This window comes from Acidobacteriota bacterium (assembly GCA_016716715.1).
Taxonomy (GTDB): domain Bacteria; phylum Acidobacteriota; class Thermoanaerobaculia; order UBA5066; family UBA5066; genus Fen-183.
On the sequence record JADJVE010000002.1, the window covers coordinates 75533 to 91655 of the forward strand.

The 16123-nt window shown below is 71.1% G+C and carries 15 protein-coding genes; 11 read left to right on the top strand and 4 right to left on the bottom strand.

Annotation, left to right across the window (positions count from 1 at the left end; all coding sequences use genetic code 11):
* Positions 1-50 precede the first annotated feature (50 nt).
* Together IPL89_02870 and IPL89_02875 are read left to right on the top strand one after the other, a co-directional pair.
* Positions 51-1418 carry an amidase gene (locus IPL89_02870; protein ID MBK9062122.1) on the top strand — a complete coding sequence of 456 codons (1368 nt, stop codon included), beginning with the start codon at positions 51-53 and terminating at the stop codon, positions 1416-1418.
* Positions 1419-1464: 46 nt separating this feature from the next.
* The gene (locus IPL89_02875) at positions 1465-2193 is read left to right on the top strand and encodes a hypothetical protein (protein MBK9062123.1); all 729 of its coding nucleotides are present in this window, start codon (positions 1465-1467) and stop codon (positions 2191-2193) included.
* A gap of 7 nt (positions 2194-2200) precedes the next feature.
* On the opposite strand, the gene IPL89_02880 is transcribed toward IPL89_02875, so the two are convergent.
* Positions 2201-4039, bottom strand: a complete 1839-nt coding sequence (locus IPL89_02880) for a M20/M25/M40 family metallo-hydrolase (GenBank protein ID MBK9062124.1) — start codon at positions 4037-4039, stop codon at positions 2201-2203.
* Positions 4040-4156: 117 nt separating this feature from the next.
* Here IPL89_02880 and IPL89_02885 point away from each other — a divergent pair, with 117 nt between their 5' ends.
* From IPL89_02885 to IPL89_02895, 3 genes are read left to right on the top strand one after another with little or no spacing between them, the layout of a single operon-like run.
* The gene (locus IPL89_02885; GenBank protein ID MBK9062125.1) at positions 4157-4612 is read left to right on the top strand and encodes a hypothetical protein; all 456 of its coding nucleotides are present in this window, start codon (positions 4157-4159) and stop codon (positions 4610-4612) included.
* 12 nt (positions 4613-4624) lie between these two features.
* On the top strand, positions 4625-5092 hold the full coding sequence (locus IPL89_02890) for a CoA-binding protein (protein MBK9062126.1): 468 nt from the start codon (positions 4625-4627) through the stop codon (positions 5090-5092).
* Positions 5089-5985 carry a hypothetical protein gene (locus IPL89_02895; GenBank protein MBK9062127.1) on the top strand — a complete coding sequence of 299 codons (897 nt, stop codon included), beginning with the start codon at positions 5089-5091 and terminating at the stop codon, positions 5983-5985. Before IPL89_02890 ends, IPL89_02895 begins: the two co-directional genes overlap by 4 nt.
* Positions 5986-5989: 4 nt before the next feature.
* Here IPL89_02895 and IPL89_02900 read toward each other — a convergent pair whose 3' ends face one another.
* Positions 5990-6286: a hypothetical protein gene (locus IPL89_02900; protein MBK9062128.1), complete on the bottom strand. Its 297-nt coding sequence runs from the start codon at positions 6284-6286 to the stop codon at positions 5990-5992.
* A 52-nt stretch (positions 6287-6338) separates the two neighbouring features.
* Between IPL89_02900 and IPL89_02905 the strand changes: the two genes are divergently transcribed.
* Genes IPL89_02905 through IPL89_02930 form a run of 6 tightly spaced genes read left to right on the top strand, consistent with a single transcriptional unit; the run spans position 6339 to position 12045 of the window.
* Positions 6339-6800, top strand: coding sequence for a RidA family protein (locus IPL89_02905; protein ID MBK9062129.1), 462 nt, complete (start codon positions 6339-6341; stop codon positions 6798-6800).
* Positions 6801-6802: 2 nt separating this feature from the next.
* A complete protein-coding gene (locus IPL89_02910) occupies positions 6803-7129 on the top strand; it encodes a cupin domain-containing protein (GenBank protein MBK9062130.1) in 327 nt (108 codons plus the stop codon).
* On the top strand, positions 7126-7473 hold the full coding sequence (locus tag IPL89_02915; GenBank protein MBK9062131.1) for a hypothetical protein: 348 nt from the start codon (positions 7126-7128) through the stop codon (positions 7471-7473). The genes IPL89_02910 and IPL89_02915 overlap by 4 nt, the downstream gene beginning before the upstream one ends.
* Positions 7470-7883 (top strand): hypothetical protein, encoded by a 414-nt coding sequence (locus IPL89_02920; GenBank protein ID MBK9062132.1) that lies wholly within the window; start codon positions 7470-7472, stop codon positions 7881-7883. The genes IPL89_02915 and IPL89_02920 overlap by 4 nt, the downstream gene beginning before the upstream one ends.
* Before the next feature lie 59 nt (positions 7884-7942).
* Positions 7943-8503 carry a class I SAM-dependent methyltransferase gene (locus IPL89_02925; GenBank protein ID MBK9062133.1) on the top strand — a complete coding sequence of 187 codons (561 nt, stop codon included), beginning with the start codon at positions 7943-7945 and terminating at the stop codon, positions 8501-8503.
* A 35-nt stretch (positions 8504-8538) separates the two neighbouring features.
* Positions 8539-12045, top strand: a complete 3507-nt coding sequence (locus IPL89_02930; GenBank protein ID MBK9062134.1) for an error-prone DNA polymerase — start codon at positions 8539-8541, stop codon at positions 12043-12045.
* On the opposite strand, the gene IPL89_02935 is transcribed toward IPL89_02930, so the two are convergent.
* A complete protein-coding gene (locus IPL89_02935; protein MBK9062135.1) occupies positions 12042-14039 on the bottom strand; it encodes a M28 family peptidase in 1998 nt (665 codons plus the stop codon). The genes IPL89_02930 and IPL89_02935 overlap by 4 nt on opposite strands.
* Complete coding sequence (locus IPL89_02940) at positions 14036-16105, bottom strand: M28 family peptidase (protein ID MBK9062136.1); 2070 nt, start codon at positions 16103-16105, stop codon at positions 14036-14038. Before IPL89_02940 ends, IPL89_02935 begins: the two co-directional genes overlap by 4 nt.
* Positions 16106-16123: the final 18 nt, after the last annotated feature.

Genomic DNA, 16123 nt, shown 5'->3' on the forward strand with positions numbered 1-16123 from the left:
TCCTGGGCTCGTCGGCGTGCCGGCATTTCCAGAGTCCCCGGAGGGCGCCGGTGAGCGACCCCGCTCAGCTCGACCTGCGCGACGCGGCCCGCGCGGTGCGGGCGCGCTCACTCTCCCCCGTCGACCTGACGCAGGCGTGTCTCGCGCGCATCGATAGCCTTGATCAGCGTCTCAATGCGTTCATCACCGTGACTCCCGAGCGGGCGCTCGCCGACGCCCGAGGCGCCGAAGACGAAATCGCGCGGGGAAGCTGGCGCGGTCCGCTGCACGGAATTCCGATCGCACTGAAGGACAACATCGACACAGCCGGCGTGCGCACGACGGCCGCGAGCGCTCTCTTCGCGGAGCGCGTGCCCGCCGGGGACGCCGAAGTCGTCAAACGGCTCAAGGCGTCCGGCGCGGTCCTTCTCGGCAAGCTCAACATGCACGAGCTCGGGATGGGCTCGACGTCCGCCATCGGCCATTTCGGTCCCGTGCACAACCCCTGGGACCTCGACCGGATCGCCGGCGGCTCCTCCGGAGGGCCCGCCGCGGCCGTCGCCGCCGGCCTCTGCTTCGGGGCCGTTGGCACGGACACCGGAGGCTCCATCCGGATCCCCGCCGCGTGCTGCGGAATCGTCGGGCTGAAGCCGACCTACGGGGCCGTCAGCACAAAGGGGACGATTTTTCTCGCGGAGTCACTCGATCACGTCGGCCCGATGTGCCGGACGGTGGCGGACACCGCCCTCATGTTCCGCGCGATGACGGACCATCCGGTGGCGAGCGAGTTCGACCCGGACGACCCGCTGCCCGTCTCGCGGCTTCGAGTCGGCGTGCTCTCGACCGTGGGCGCTCTGTGCGACAAGCCCGCTGAAGACGAGATTCAGGAAGCGTTCAACGCCGCCCTCGATGTGATCCGGACGCTCGTCGCCGTGGTCCGCGAAGCCGAGTTGCCGCTGCCCGACCTCGGAATCCTCGTGGAGGCCGAGGCATACGCCACTCACGCCGCGTCTCTCGAGCAGACTCCGGAACGGTTCGACCCGCGGACGCGAAACGCCTTTCTCGCCGGGAAGGGAATCTCAGAGCCGGAGACGGCACGCCTTCGCCGCGAAGTCGCACGCCATCGTGCCACGATCCGGGACGCCTTCGAAGGAGCGCGCGCCGATCTCGTCGTCGTGCCCACGCTGACACAGGCACCGCCGCTTCTTCGAGATGCGACCGACCCCTTCGAGTTCCCGTATGCCTGCACGTTCGCTTTCAACGCCGGAGGCCTGCCGTCACTCACCGTGCCGTGCGGATTCACGCGGTCCGGCCTCCCTGTCGGCCTTCTCGTGAGCGGCCCGCCGCTCGCCGACGCGCGCGTCCTCGCGCTCGCCCACGCGTTCGAGCGCGCCACAGAATGGCACCGGCGCCGGCCACCTCTCTGGAACCCGGCCTGAACGACGGCGTGGTCGGAGATATCCTCGTCGAGACTTCTGACGCGACATGAAGGACCCGACCATCAGCACGAAGCACGACCCTCTAGACGGCGCTCCCGGACCGAGCCCGTGGTACCTGCGCGGAGCGCGACGTCCCGCGCCGGGGTACTCCTGGAGGACCGCGGGAAATTCCGCGGACACGGGGGGAGTCGTCTCGCTCACGGCGCGCGGCGGTCCGGTGATCCTTCTCGATTTCTACAACTACGCGACGCTGCTCGGCCCCGATCTCCTTCTCGTCTGGGGACAGGAGAGCCCGAATGCGCGACCGACGGGGCCGGTGTCCCTCGACGTCTTCCGCCTCTCGACCCTTGAGCGGCTGCCCGGCCCCATCGACGAGGAATGCCGGAACATGCGGCGCGAGGGCGCGCGCCTGCGGTACCGGACACCTCCCGTGGCCCGGGCTTCGATCCCGACGGCAGAGGCGCCGGAGGGCGCGGTCGACCTTCCCGGGGAGGTCCGTGCCGCCGAGGAGTTTCTGATCCTCTGCCGCTCGTCGCTCACGGCAAGCGGCGACGCAGAGCAGCCGTGGAATCTCGCTCTCCTCGTCCTGCGGCCGCGCGAGGCGCGCTACGCGCTCCATCCGCAGGACTGGTTCAACTCGGGGGACTTCGACTACGGCTACGAGTGGGTCACCCGCGTGGCCCGCGATCCGAGAAGCGGCCGGATCCACGGCGACGGGATCCGGATCGCACCGTTCGTCCTCGACGACACGCTCCGGAACCTCTCCCGAGGCTGAAGGACGCCTACTTCGTCGCGTCCGGGCGCGAGCCGAGCGTGACCTCGATCGTCTTCTCGACCGTCTGGCCGTTCTCGACGCGCTTGACGACGAGGTTCACCTTCTCGCCCGGCTTCTTGCCCTGGAGCGCATAGGTGTAGTCGTAGAGATTTCGCAGCTCCTTGTCGCCGAACTTCACGATCGTGTCGCCGGCCATGAGTCCCGCCTTCTCCGCGGGCGAGCCGCCCGTGACGCCGGAGAGCTTCACGCCCTTCCCTTCCTCGGAGAAGTCCGGGATTCCGCCGACCCACACACGGAAACTGCGCGAGCCGCCGCCGGCGGGCGTGCCACCCTTCACCTCGACGTAGGCGATGCGCTCCGGCGCCGAAGCCACCGCGACGACGATCGGCTCCATGAGCTTCACGACGCGGACGATGCCCTCCGGGTCGATGCGGTCGGCCGTGTCGGAGGGTTTGTGGTAGTCGCCGTGCGCGCCGGTGAAGGCAAAGAGAACGGGCTTCTTCGCCGCGTAGAACGGCGAGTGGTCGGACGGGCCGAATCCCCCGTCGAGGAGAGCAAGCTTGAGGTTCGCGTCCTTGTTGGACGCTTCGACGAATCCCTTCCAGGCGGGCGAGGTGCCCACGCCCTGCACGTCGAGCTTGCTCTCGCGCAGGCGGCCGACCATGTCGAGGTTGAACATCGCGACGACCGAATCCCACGGGACGGTCGGGTTCTTCGTGAAGTGGAGGGAGCCCAGCGTGCCGAGCTCCTCCGCCGCGAAGGAGATGAAGAGGACCGAACGCGGAAGCGTGGAGCGCTTCGCGGCGAGGTCCCGCGCCGTCTCGAGGAGCGCCGCGACACCGGAGGCGTTGTCGTCAGCGCCGTGGTGGATCTGAGGTCCGCTCGCCGAAGCGAGCGACGTCGTTCCACCGAGCCCGAGGTGGTCCCAGTGCGCGCCGACGATCACGACCTCGCCGCTCTTCGCGGGGTCGGCGCCCTTCAGGAGGCCGATGACGTTGGCGGACCTGACGCGGCGGGGCGTGACGTCGACGTTCACGCCGGCCCGGGCGCCCGCGACGGCGAACGACGCAGGCTTCTTCGCGTCGTCGATGGCCTTCTGCGCGGCCTCGAGCGTCTTGCCCGAACCGGCGAGGAGAGCCTCGGCGACGGGCCGGCGGACGGAGACCGCGACGATTCCGGCGTCCGAGAACGCGGCGTCCGTGCGCAGCGCGATCAGGTCGTCCGTCACGTCCTTCGTGAGCGGGCCCGCCACCACCAGCATGGCCTTCGCGCCCTTCTCGCGCGCGACGGCCGCCTTGAACCGCAGCGCCGCGAACGGCGAGAACGTGGACTTCTCGTCGTCGCCGTCCGGGCTGTAGCGCAGGACGAGGACGACCTTGTCCTTCACGTCGAGCCCGGCATAGTCGTCGTACCCGAGGTCCTTGGCGACGATGCCGTAGCCCGCGAAGACGACGTCGCCCTCGGCGAGGCCCGCGGCCGAGAACGCGAGCGGGCGGAAGTCGTTGCCGGCGGTCCAGGCCTTCTTCGTCCCGGCAGCCGTCTCGAGGCGGTTCTTCGGGCCGAGGTCGACGCCGTCGATGAAGTCGAAGGGCTGCATCCAGGCGCCGTTCGGGCCGGCGGGGGAGAGGCCGATCTTCTTGAACTGCTCGGCCACCCAGGCGGCGGCGCGGTCGCCCTCCAGCGTGCCCGAACGACGGCCCTTGAGGTCGTCGGAGGCGAGGAAGGCGACGTCGGCCTGCACGCGGGCGGCCGCGGGCGACAGGACCGGCGCCGGCGAAGGCTGCGCGAGAAGGCGGACGGAAAGGGCGAGGAGCGCGAGCGGGGCGACGACGCGGAACGTCTTCATCCGAAGATCTTTACCACGGAATTCGCGGTGCCGCGATAGAGCAGCCGCACTCCGGGCGCGCGCGGCGCAGGCGGACCTATGTTTGGGAGGATGATGTCGTCGAGGAAGGAAACGTCGATGGAACTCCCCCGGTTGCTCGAGGAAACGCGCGCGGAGGCGGTCGCGGACGCGATTCAGGGCCTCTCCCGTGCCACGCTGCCCCATTACACCGCCAGCCGGGCCGAGCAGAACCGCGATCGGCTGGCGAAGCTCTACGATCTGACGGCTGCCTGCGTCGCTACGCGGACGCTGCTCCCGATGATCGAGTACGCGCAGGGCGTCGCCCGTGAGCGCTACAAGGACGGCTTCGGCCTCGAAGAAGTCCACACGGCCTTCAATCTGCTCGAGGAAGTCATCTGGCGGCGGATCACGGCCCGCATGGAGCCGCTCGAGTACCCCGAGGCGTTCGGGCTCATCAGCACGGTGCTCGGCGCGGGCAAGCAGGCGCTCGCCATCGAGTACGTCGCCCTCGTGAGCCAGAGCCGCGACGTCCACTCGCTGGACCTCACGGCGCTCTTCAAGGGCACGACGTAGGAGCGCGCCCGCGTGTCGCGCGTCCCGGCGTCGGTGAACGAGTTCCTGCGGGGCAAACGCTTCGCCGTCGCGGGCGTTTCGCGCGATGGGAACCTGCCTGCCAATGCGATCTTCAGGAAGCTGAAGGCCTCCGGTTTCGACGTGGTCCCCGTGAACCCGAACGCGGAGACGGTCGAGGGCGTTCCCTGCTACCCGAATCTCGCGGCCGTTCCGGGCCCCGTCGACGGCCTCGTGATCGCCGCGCATCCCGACGTCGCCGCGGGCCTCGTGAAGCAGGCGGCCGCGCGCGGCGTGAAGAACGTCTGGTTCCACCGTTCGTTCGGCGAGGGGAGCGTCTCGGGCGCGGCTCTCGACGCGTGCCGCACCGCCGGCATCACGCCGATCGTGGGTGGATGCCCGCTCATGTACTGCGCCCCGGTGGACGTCGCGCACCGCTGCTTCCGGTGGTGGCTCGGCTTCAAGGGCCGCCTGCCCGCGTGAGCGCGCACCCCAGGGCGCGTGCGACCGCGATCGTCTTCGGCGCCGTTCTCCTCGCCGCCGCCGCCGCGCTGGCGTTCGGGGCGGCCCGCTGGCGCTTCAGGACGAGAGAGCTGCGTGCCGCGCTTCGGGCCGCACGGCCTTCCGGCGTGCCGGCGACGTTCGACCCGCGCGAGCTCGAGAGCCTGCCCGCGCCCGTACGCCGGTATCTGCAGATCGCCTTGCGTCCGAGGCAGCCCGTCATCGAGTCCGTCCTCGTCGCGACCGCGGGCGAGTTCCTGGTGGATGCGGAGAAGAAGCGCTGGGCGCCGTTCACGGCCGATCAGCTCTTCACCGTGACGCCGCCCGGGTTCGACTGGGACGCGCGCATCCGGATGCTGCCGGGCCTCAACGTCTTCGTGCGCGACGCATACCGCGAGGGCGCGGGCCTGCTGCAGGCCGAGGCGGCCGGCCTCGTGAAGGTCGCGGACCTCCCGCCGTCGCCTGACCTCTCGAAAGGCGAGCTGCTGCGCTGGCTGGCCGAAGCCACGTGGTTCCCGACGGCGCTGTTGCCGAGCCAGGGTGTCCGCTGGGAAGCCCTCGCCGAGGACCGCGCGCGCGCGACGATCGAGGATCGCGGCGTGACCGCCTCGGTCGAGTTCCGATTCGGGGGTGATGGCCTGCCCCTGTCGGTCTTCGCGCCCGACCGTCCCCGCGCGGTGGGAACGGCGAACGTCCCGACTCCCTGGGAGGCGACGTTGTCGGCCTGGGGCCCGCGCAACGGGATGCGGGTGCCGTCGGCCGGCGAGGTCGCATGGTTCCTCCCGGAGGGGCGGCTGAGCTATTACCGGGGGAGGGTGAAGTCGGTCGTCTACGCGTTCGCGGATCAGGAGGCCGCTTCCGCCACCTCGCGCTGAACGGCTAGGCCTTCGAAGCCCGGCGCGAGGCTCTGCGCCGGTCGCGCGCGCTCGGCCGCGGGGCCGTCCGTCGTTCGGCGACTCCGCGCCGCTCGCCGAGGCGCCGCTCGCGTCGCAGGTACCTGCGGGGAATCGGCTCGAACACCTCGCCGCGGCGGACGAGGTCGCGGATCGTCTCGTGAACTTCCTCGACCGTGGTCGCGACGGCCGCCGCGATCTCGCGCTCGCTGCGCAGGAGGTTGCCCGTCACGGCCCCCTCGAGGTACGTCAAGATCCGCGCGCGCAGGTTCGTATGGCCCATGGCCGCGCACTATATCGCCGTGCCGTCGTAAGCTGCCCGCCCGGAGGTTTCCATGTCCGCCAGGATCCCGCCCCTCGGGCTCGCCGCCGTCGCGCTCGTCCTCACCGGCTGCGCGTCGGCGCCGCCCTCGGCGCCCGCCCACTACCCGTCATCGCCCGCGACACTGCCCTTCTCGGAGGCCGTCCGCAACGGCGACCTCCTCTTCGTGTCGGGCCAGATCGGCAATCCGCCGGGCACGCTCGAGCTCGTGCCCGGCGGGATGCGCGCCGAGGCCGCTCAGGCGCTGGAGAACGTCCGCGCGATCGTCGAGCGCCACGGTTCGAGCATGACCCAGGTCGTGAAGTGCACCGTGTTCCTCGCCGACATGAAGGAGTGGGGCGACTTCAACGAGGTGTATCGCAAGGCATTCCCCGGCGAGCTCCCCGCGCGCAGCGCGCTCGGTGCGAACGGTCTCGCGCTCGGCGCGCGCGTCGAGGTTGAGTGCATCGCCCACGTCCCGCAGGAAAAGAGGTAGCCATGTCGAACGTCCCGCTTCCCCCCGGACCCGTCTCCCTGCCCGACCTCGTGGCCCTGCAGCCGGGAGCCGTCGTGAGCCGCACGCTCGTGAAGACGGGCGGCGGCACCGTGACGGCCTTCGCGTTCGACGCGGGCGAGGCGCTCTCCGAGCACTCGGCGCCGTTCGACGCTCTCGTGATCGGCGTCGAGGGCGAGGCCGAGGTCTCGATCTCGAAGGTCCCGCACCGCGTGAAGGCGGGCGCCCTCCTCCGCCTCCCGGCGAACGAGCCGCACGGCTTGAAAGCAGTCACGCCTTTCAAGATGATCCTCGTCATGGTGAAAACGTGACGAGGAAGATTCTGGCGGCGCTCGCGACCGCGGCGGCGCTGTCGGGCTGCGGGTCCATGGCGGAGCAGGACGACGCTCCCGCACGGATCGAGGCGGCCCTGCAGGCCTGGGCGAAGACCGAGGGAAAAGAGATGAAGGGCGGCTCCCTGCAGATCTTCGGCCCGAGCGCGCTGCAGGGCGGAACGTTTCGCCAGAAGACGCGCCTCCCGGACGGCAAAGTCGTCGAAACGCAGGGCACGTTCGAGGCGGAGTGGGACCGCCAGCCCGACGGGTCGTGGCTCGTCAGCCGCATGACGATCAACCCGCCGCCGTTCACGCCGACCGACGTGGGGTCGGTGCCGTGATTGCCGCAAAGAAGTCGGGGCCGAAGGCGGCGGTGCCGGCGGGCTTCGCCGAGGCGCACGCGGGCCTGCGCAAGGTGATCGAGCCCTTCACGAAACGCAAAGGCATGAAGGTTCTGAAGGACGGCCCGGCGGGCTGCCTCGTGCTCGCGCCGCCGAGCCCGAAGTACAAGCAGTACCCCAACGGCCTTTGGTTCGTCGGCACGCGCGTCGGGAAAGCGTACGTCAGCTTCCACCTGGTGCCCATTTACATGTGCCCGGATCTTCAGAAGCTGATCTCGCCCGGGCTCAAGAAGAGGATGCAGGGCAAGGCGTGCTTCAACTTCAAGGCGCCCGATCCGGAGCTCTTCGCCGAGCTCGCGGTCCTCACGGAAGCGGCGTACGCGCGCTGGAAGAAGGACGGTCTCGTCTGACGAAGGTCTACGACCGCGCGTACTTCCAGACCTGGTACCGCGACCCGAAGAAGGCGATCGTGCGCCGCGCGGACCTCGAGCGGAAGGTCGCGATGGCGCTGGGCGCAGCCGAGCACCTCGTCGGGCGCGCGGTCGATTCCGTGCTCGACGTGGGCTGCGGCGAGGGCTCGTGGCAGCCCATCCTCCGAAAGCTCCGGCCCCGCCTGAAGTACCTCGGCCTCGACACGAGCGAATACGCGATCCGCCGTTACGGCCGCTCGCGGAATCTGCGCTCCGGCTCGTGGGGCCAGCTCGCCGGGATGAGCCTCGGCGGACCGTTCGACCTCGTCGTCTGCTCGGACGCGCTCCACTACGTCCCCACGAAGGAGTTCCTTCTGGGGCTCGGCGGCCTGCCCGATCTCGTCGGCGGCGTCGCATACCTGGATTTCCTGACGTCCGACGACGACCTCGAGACGGGCCTCGAAGGCGACCTCGTGGGATTCCGGAAGCGCACGGCCGCGTGGTACCGCCGGAAGCTGCGCGCGACGGGCCTTGTGGAATGCGGCCTCGGGATCTGGGCCGCGAAGGACCTCGCGCCCGCGCTCACGGCGATGGAACGGGGGCCAAGGCAGCCCCATTGACTTACGCCTGACTTGCGACTAACGTTCCACTTCCCATGGACGGGCGCGGGGACGGGAAGCACGGCGGGCCGCCGGGGCGCGACATGCTCGGCCCGCTGGTGGGCCAGGGCCCTGGAAAGGCGTACGTCGGCCCCGGAGCGCACAAGGAAAAGCTCCGCAGGCGCGACTACACGCGCCCCGTGGCGAGCCTGCGGCGCGCACGAGCGTACGCCGAGCTGCGCGCGGCGTCGGCGTTCTCGTTCCTGAACGGCGCCTCGCTGCCGGAGGACCTCGCGGACACCGCCGCCGCCCTCGACCTCCCCGCGATGGCGCTCATCGACACGAACGGCCTCTCCGGCGCCCCGCGCTTCTGGAAGGCGGCGAAGCAGGCTGGCATCAAGGCGCTCGTCGGGGCGGAAGTCGTGCTGGAGAGAGGTCCGAAGAGAGACGGAAGATTTTCTTTGAAGGGGAAGAGGGGAAATGCGCGCGCCCCCGCCGATGCGCCGCGAAGCAGCGAATCGCCCCCTCAACCATTCGAAGAAATCCCCAATCGCCGTGACGACCTGCTTCTGCCCGGCCCGTTGGGTCTCGTCCCTCCCCCTCTTCCTCCAGGAGTCTCTCTTCCCCGCCTCACGCTCCTCGTCGAGAACCAGAAGGGCTACCGGAACCTCTGCTCCCTTCTCACCGCGGCTGCGGCGGGCAAGCCGAAGGGGCAGGCGGCGGCCGCGTGGGAGGAGATCGCCGCGCACGCCGAGGGGCTGCACGTCCTGACGGGCGGCGAGGAGAGCGCCGTGACACGCGCCCTCGTCTCGGGCGGCCTCGAGACGGCCGGCCGGGAGCTGGACCGCCTCACGTCGCTTTTCCCGGGGCGCGTCCACGTCGAGCTGCAGCGCCACCACCTCCGCGGCGAGGAGCACCAGAACCGCGCGCTCCTCGACCTCGCGCGCGCGCGGCGGCTGCCCGTCCTCGCGACGAACGGCGTCCGCTACGCGCAGCGGCGCGACAAGGACCTCTTCGACGCGCTCACGTGCATCCGCCATCACACGCACCTCGACGCGGCCGGGACGAAGCTCCACGCCGGGCGCGAGCGCCACCTGAAGTCCGCCGCCGACATGCAGGCGCTCTTCGCCGACCTGCCGGGCGTCCTCGAGGAGAGCGCGGCGCTCGCGTCGCGCCTGTCGTTCACGCTCGCGGACCTCGGCTACCGCTTCCCCGAATACCCGATCCCGCCGGGCGAGACCCCGTCGTCGCACCTCCGGCGTGTCACGTGGGAGGGCGCGCGCGGGCGCTTCCGGCCGCTCACGACGAAGGCCCAGGCGCAGCTCACGAAGGAGCTGAACCTCATCGAGAAGCTCGACCTCGCGGGCTACTTCCTCATCGTCTGGGACATCGTGAACTTCTGCAAGCGCGAGAAGATCCTCGTGCAGGGGCGCGGCTCGGCCGCGAACAGCGCCGTCTGCTACGCGCTCTCGATCACGGCCGTCGACCCCGTCCGGATGGAGCTCCTCTTCGAGCGCTTCCTCTCGGAAGAGCGCGGCGAATGGCCCGACATCGACCTCGACCTCCCCTCGGGGGACCAGCGGGAGAAGGTCATCCAGCACGTGTACAAAACGTACGGCGCGCACGGGGCCGCGATGACGGCAAACGTCATCACGTACCGCGACCGCTCGGCCGCGCGCGAGATGGCCAAGGCCGCCGGCTTCGCGCCGGACCAGGTCGACACGCTCGCCAAGCACCTCGGGCGCTACAGCTTCGGCGAGTACCGCGACGGGCAGCGCGACCTCTCGGCCGAGATGGCCGCCGCCGGCTTCGACCCCGGGGAAGCGCGCGTGAAGCACTTCGGGTCGCTCTTCATGCGCGTCCAGAACCTCCCGCGACACCTCGGGCAGCACTCGGGCGGGATGGTCGTGGCGATGGGCAGGCTCTCCGAGGTCGTGCCGCTCGAGCCCGCCGCGATGGAGGGACGCGTCGTCATCCAGTGGGACAAGGACGACTGCGCGGACCTCGGGATCGTGAAGGTGGACCTCCTCGGCCTCGGGATGCTCGGCGCGATCGAGAAGACGATCCCGATGATCGAGGCGCACGAGGGCGAGAAGGTGGACCTCGCGCACATCCCGCACGACGACCCGGCGGTCTACGCGATGCTCCAGAAGGCGGACACGATCGGCCTCTTCCAGGTGGAGAGCCGCGCGCAGATGGCCTCGCTGCCCCGCCACATGCCGATGGTCTTCTACGACATCGTCGTGCAGGTCGCGATCATCCGGCCCGGGCCGATCGTGGGCGGCATGGTCCACCCGTTCTTCGACCGGCGGCAGGGCAAGGCGCCGGTCGAGTACCCGCACCCGTGCCTCGAGCCGATCCTCAAGCGCACGCTCGGGGTGCCGCTTTTCCAGGAGCAGCTCCTCAAGATCGCGATGGTGGCCGCGGGCTTCACGGGCGGCGAGGCCGAGGAGCTGCGCCGCGCGATGGGGTTCAAGCGCTCGGAGGAGCGCATGGGCGCGATCGAGGACCGCCTGAGGTCCGGGATGGACCGGAACGGCATCACGGGGCCCGCGCAGGACCAGATCGTCAAGTCCATCACGTCCTTCGCGCTCTACGGCTTCCCCGAGTCGCACGCGGCCAGCTTCGCGCTCATCGCGTACGCGAGCGCGTGGCTGAAGGCCCACCACCCCGCCGCGTTCACGGCGTGCCTCCTGAACGCGTGGCCGATGGGCTTCTACCACCCGGCCACGATCGTGAAGGACATCCAGCGGAAGGGCGTCACGGTCCTGCCCATCGACGTGAACTTCTCGGGATGGGAATGCGATTTGGAAAAAGAAAGAGAAGAGGAAGATTTCTTAGAAGGTAAAGAGGGGCTGCTCGCAATCCGGCTGGGCATGCGGTTCATCAAAGGGCTGAAACAGATCACGGGGGAATCCATCAGAAGGGAGCGCGCGAATGCACCGTTCCGCGACGTCGCCGACTTTCAGCGCCGCTGCCGTCTTCGCCCCGACGAGACGACTTTGATCGCCTACTCGGGCGCTCTCTCGTCCCTCGGCATCTCCCGCCGCACGGCGCTCTGGCAGGTGGCGGAGGTCTCCCGCCCGCTCGGGACCCTCTACGAAGCTCTTCCTCTTTCTTCTTCTTCGCGGAATTCCCCTCTCCCCGAGATGTCCGCCGTGGAGGAGACGACGGCCGACTACCGCGCGACCGACATGACCGCCGGCCCGCACCTCATCGAGCACTTGAGGCCTCTTCTGTCTTCCCGCTCCATCCTGTCGGCGGCCGAGCTGCGCAACGCGCGCGCGGGCGACCGCGTGAAGGCCGCGGGCGCCGTCATCGTCCGGCAGCGGCCGGGGACGGCGAAGGGCTTCGTGTTCCTGTCGCTCGAGGACGAGAGCGGGATCGTGCAGGCGATCGTCCGCCCCGATCTCTTCAAGGAGAACCGCGCCCTCATCGTCGGCTCGGCCGGCCTCGTCGTGGAAGGGCCGCTCCAGAAGGAGGGCGGGAACGTGTCGATTCGGGCCGAGCGCTTCTGGCCGCTGCCGGCGCTGCCCGACGTCCCGAGCCACGACTTCCGCTAGCGGCCGCCCCGCGCGACGCGCACCGCCTCGCGCAGCTTCGCTTCGGATGCCGCGAGCGCGGTGAGGAGGCGCTCCGTCTCGAACGCGGGCGAGCCGTCACCGTGCAGCGCGCGCCTGAGGCCGGGCAGCGTCTCGGTGCCGCAGCCCGTCTCGGCCGACGGCCCGAGGAGCAAGCTCGACCGCGCGAAGTCGCGCGCACCGGGAAGATCGCGGAACGCGGCCATCGCTCCCGTCACGAGCGGCTCGATCTCCGCAGAGTGCGCGCCGCGGAACGCGCCGCCGACGGCGTCCCAGGCCACCGCAGCCTCGCGAAAGCTCACCACCGCCGCGAGAATGTCGCGCCTTCGCGGAAACGGCTCGGACCCTGCAGCCGGCAGGCCCTCGATCTCCTTTCTGAGAAAATCCGAAACCTCCGAGAAATTCCACGCGGGCACGGGCGCATCGGCGAGCGTCGAGGCCCAAACGGAGAGAACCCGCGCGAGAGAGGACGACAGGCCCCAGCCCGGGTCGAGGTGCCGCCGCGCGAGGAGCGGGTCGTCGTAGCCCGTGTGGTACATCGCGTACGTGCGCCGCCCGTAGCCCACCTGCGCGCCCGCGACGCCGCCCATTCCGACGAAGGGCGCCGTGTCGCCGCTGAAACCGGGTAGCTGAAGCGTCCCGCGCACGGAGAGAAGCGGACGTCCCGTCGCGGGGTCGGGCACGGCGGCGAGGACGTCGTCGAGCGAGCCCGCGAGTCCGGGCGAGACGTCGGCCATGAAGTCCCACGCGCGGGCGGAAGAGTCGACGTAGAGGAACGCGGCCACCTTCGAGGGCAGGTCGGCGAGCCGCTCCTCCACCCAGTGCGTCGAGCCGAGCATCCCGTACTCCTCGCCGTCCCAGAACGCGAAGACGACGTCGCGCTCGGGCCGCCAGCCGTCCTTTGCGAGACGCGCGAGGACGTCCGCCGTTTCGAGAACGGTCGCCGCGCCCGACACCGGGTCGATCGCGCCGTGGACCCACGCGTCCGTGTGGGCTGAGACGACAATGGCCGCCGCGTCGCGGCGGCGACCGGGAAGAGTTCCGAATACGTTTCTGAGAATGGCGCGGCGCTGCGCGCCGCGGACCGAGAGATGGACGAGCTCGCGAGTCGCCCCGATGCGATACGGCACCGTCAACCAGCCCGTCCAGTCCTCGGGAGCGGGCGGACCCTCGACGTGCCCGAGGATCTCCCGCGCGACTGTCTCGGACACCGGGAGCGCGGGGATGCGCGGCAGGAGGCCGGGGACGTCCTTCGCCTTCTCCCGCGCCGGATCTCCCGGGCACGCGAAGTACCGCAGCATCGAGCCGCGCGGCACCGCCCACGGGTTCAGGTACGGGCCGTCCGGAAAGTCCGGCTTGACGACGCCGAGGTCTCGCCGCTCCGGGTAGAGAAGGAGCGCCGCCGCGCCCGCCTCCTCGGCGAGGAGCGACTTCATCGAGCGGCAGATTCCCCCGGCGCGCGCGAGCACGATCGCGCCTTTCACGGAGACGCCGGCCTTCGCGAGAAGCGCGTAGTCGCCGCGGTCGCCGTGGTTCGCGTAGACGACCCGCCCGTGCGCCTCGCCGGGCGGTGCCCACGCGAAAAACGGCGTCTCGCGCGCGCCGTCCGCCGAGTACGGATCGCCGGGAAGCGCGCGTTCGGCCAGCTCGAACGCGGGCGCGCCGTCGAGCGCGAGCGACGCCTCTCCCGGCTCGGGCAGGTCGACCTCGAAGGGCGTCACGGCGACCTCCAGACCGTCCGCGCGCAGCGCGTCGGCCACCGTCCCGACGACGAACGCCTGCGCCGGGGTGCCGGCGCGGTGCGGAACGGCCGCGAGCGCCTCGACCCGCGCGCCGATGCGCGCGCCGTTCACGAGGCGCTCGACGCGCCTCGACCGAGCCGCGTACGGGGACCGTCCGCACGCAGCGGCGAGGAGAGCGAAGCCGGCCAACGCCGCGAGGGCGAGCGCCGCGGGCGCGGCGCCACGCCGGTTCAAGAGCGTCCCGAGCCGTCCGAACGCGAAGCGCGCGACGACTTGTTGCCGCGTCCCAGCCAGTCGCCCGCGACGAGAAAGTCCCTCGCGCGGGAGAATGCGGCGCCGAGCCGGCCGATCTCGCGCGCGACCGCGGCGCGGTCGCCCCGCCGGACGGCGTCCTCGAGGCCCGGCAGGGCCGTCGCGGCACAGCCCGTCGTCTCGGACGGCCCCCAGAGGACGCAGCCGCGCCCGAAGACGCCGCGCGTCCCGAGCGACGCGATCGCGAGGCCCGCCAGGCCGTCGGCCCGCGCGCGGTCCCGCGCCTGGCCGGAGCGGGACCGCGCGTACACGTCCCACGTGGCCGCGGCCGACTCGAAGGCGGAGAGGTGCGTGTCGAGAGGATTGAGGGCCGCGGGCAGCCAGCCCATCGCGCCGGGGTAGCGGGCCTGGATCTCGCGCAGCTCGCGCTGCGTGAACGCCGACACCTCGCCGAACCGGAACGGGAAGACGCGCGGCGTTGCGAGAGCGCCGGCGAAGAGCGCGACGGCCCTTGCGAGGGCCGCGGCGCGCACGGAGCCCGGGTCCGCGATCTTCGAGGCGTACGCCGGCGTGTCGTAGAGCGTGTGGTACGCGCCGTACCAGCGGCCGAACCCGAGCTCGGCGGCCGGGACGGACGTGAAGCCGAGGAACGGCGCCACGTCGCTCGAGAAGCCGGGGAGCGCGGGCTGCCCCGCCGAGTCGGCGAGCGTCTTGCCGGGCGAGAGCGGGTCGGCGACGCGCGGAAGGACCTCGTCGAAGACGCCTCTCAGCCCGGGCGTGAGGCTCGCGAAGAGGTCGTTCGCGCGCGCGGCCGAGTCGATGTTGATCGCCGCGGCGACGGGCAGCCCAGACGATCCGAGGTGCGCCTCGACCCAGGCGGTCGAGCCGATCATTCCCCACTCCTCGCCGTCCCAGAGCGCGAAGAGGACGCCGCGCGCCGGCCGCCAGCCCTTCTCCGCGAGGCGCGCGAGCACTTCTGCCGTCTCGAGGACGACGGCCGCGCCGGAGCCCGGGTCGACGGCGCCGTTCACCCACGCGTCGTAGTGCCCCATCACGAGAACCGGCGGCGCCTTCGGATCGGCGCCGGGAATGGACGCGAGGACGTTGCGCAGCTTCGCGCGGACGGTCCGGCCGCGCACGGTGACCCTGACGCGCGCCTTGCCGGGCCCGAGCGCGTACGGCGCGGCGAGCGTTCCCTTCCAGTCCTTCGGCGGCTCGGGCCCCGTCATCTCCTTGAGGAGCGCCTCGGCCGCCTCGGCGGAGATCGCGAGCGCCGGGATCTTTGGGAGGACGTCGACGCCCCGCTCCTTCGCCCGCCGCGGGTCGCCGGGGCGCCGGAAGTACTTCAGGAGCGAGCCGCGCGACGCGGCGGCCGGGTGCGGCCCGGCGCCTTCCGGGTACGCCGGCTTCAGGACCCCCTGGTCCTTCGGCTCGAGGTACACGAGGAGCGCGGCGACGCCGGCGCGCTCAGCGGCCGCGACCTTCTCGCCGCGGCAGACGCCCTGAACGTGGACGATCGCGACCTTGCCGCGAGGGTCGACGCCCGCCTTGCGGAGCGCCTCGTAGTCCTCGGCCGCGCCGAAGTTCGCGTAAACGAGCGGGGCCTCGAGGTCGGCGTCGGGCGAGTAGGCGAGGAACGGCAACTCGTCCTTCGCCGCGCGCGTCGCGGGGTCGCCCGGCACCTCGCGCTCGTGGAGGTCGATCTCGCGCCCTCCGGGGCCCGCGAGCGCGAGCCGCAGCGTAACGGGCTCCCACAGGTCGGCGTCGTGAACGTCGCTCCACGGCTTGAGCCCGGCCGAGGCGAGGCGGCGCTCGACCTCGGAGCCCACCTCGCCGTTCGCCGGCGTGCCCGCGCGGTGCGGCTTCGCGGAGAGCACCTCGATCTGAGTCCCGATGCGCGCTGCAGACACGAGGCGCGAGGCGTCACCACCCCAGCGGTCGAGGAACGTCCGGTTCGCGCGCCACCAGAGAAAGCCGCCCGCGGCCGCGGCGACCGCCAGCAGGGCCGCAACTGCAGCCGCCCGGCGCGAGCCCATGATGGGAAACACGGTTTATCGTAGCAGGCC

Coding starts and splice junctions, on each gene's coding strand:
- IPL89_02875 (MBK9062123.1), top strand. CDS start 1,465: ATGAAGGACCCGACCATCAGCACGAAGCACGACCCTCTAGACGGCGCT.
- IPL89_02880 (MBK9062124.1), bottom strand. CDS start 4,039: ATGAAGACGTTCCGCGTCGTCGCCCCGCTCGCGCTCCTCGCCCTTTCC.
- IPL89_02885 (MBK9062125.1), top strand. CDS start 4,157: ATGGAACTCCCCCGGTTGCTCGAGGAAACGCGCGCGGAGGCGGTCGCG.
- IPL89_02900 (MBK9062128.1), bottom strand. CDS start 6,286: ATGGGCCATACGAACCTGCGCGCGCGGATCTTGACGTACCTCGAGGGG.
- IPL89_02905 (MBK9062129.1), top strand. CDS start 6,339: ATGTCCGCCAGGATCCCGCCCCTCGGGCTCGCCGCCGTCGCGCTCGTC.
- IPL89_02910 (MBK9062130.1), top strand. CDS start 6,803: ATGTCGAACGTCCCGCTTCCCCCCGGACCCGTCTCCCTGCCCGACCTC.
- IPL89_02930 (MBK9062134.1), top strand. CDS start 8,539: ATGGACGGGCGCGGGGACGGGAAGCACGGCGGGCCGCCGGGGCGCGAC.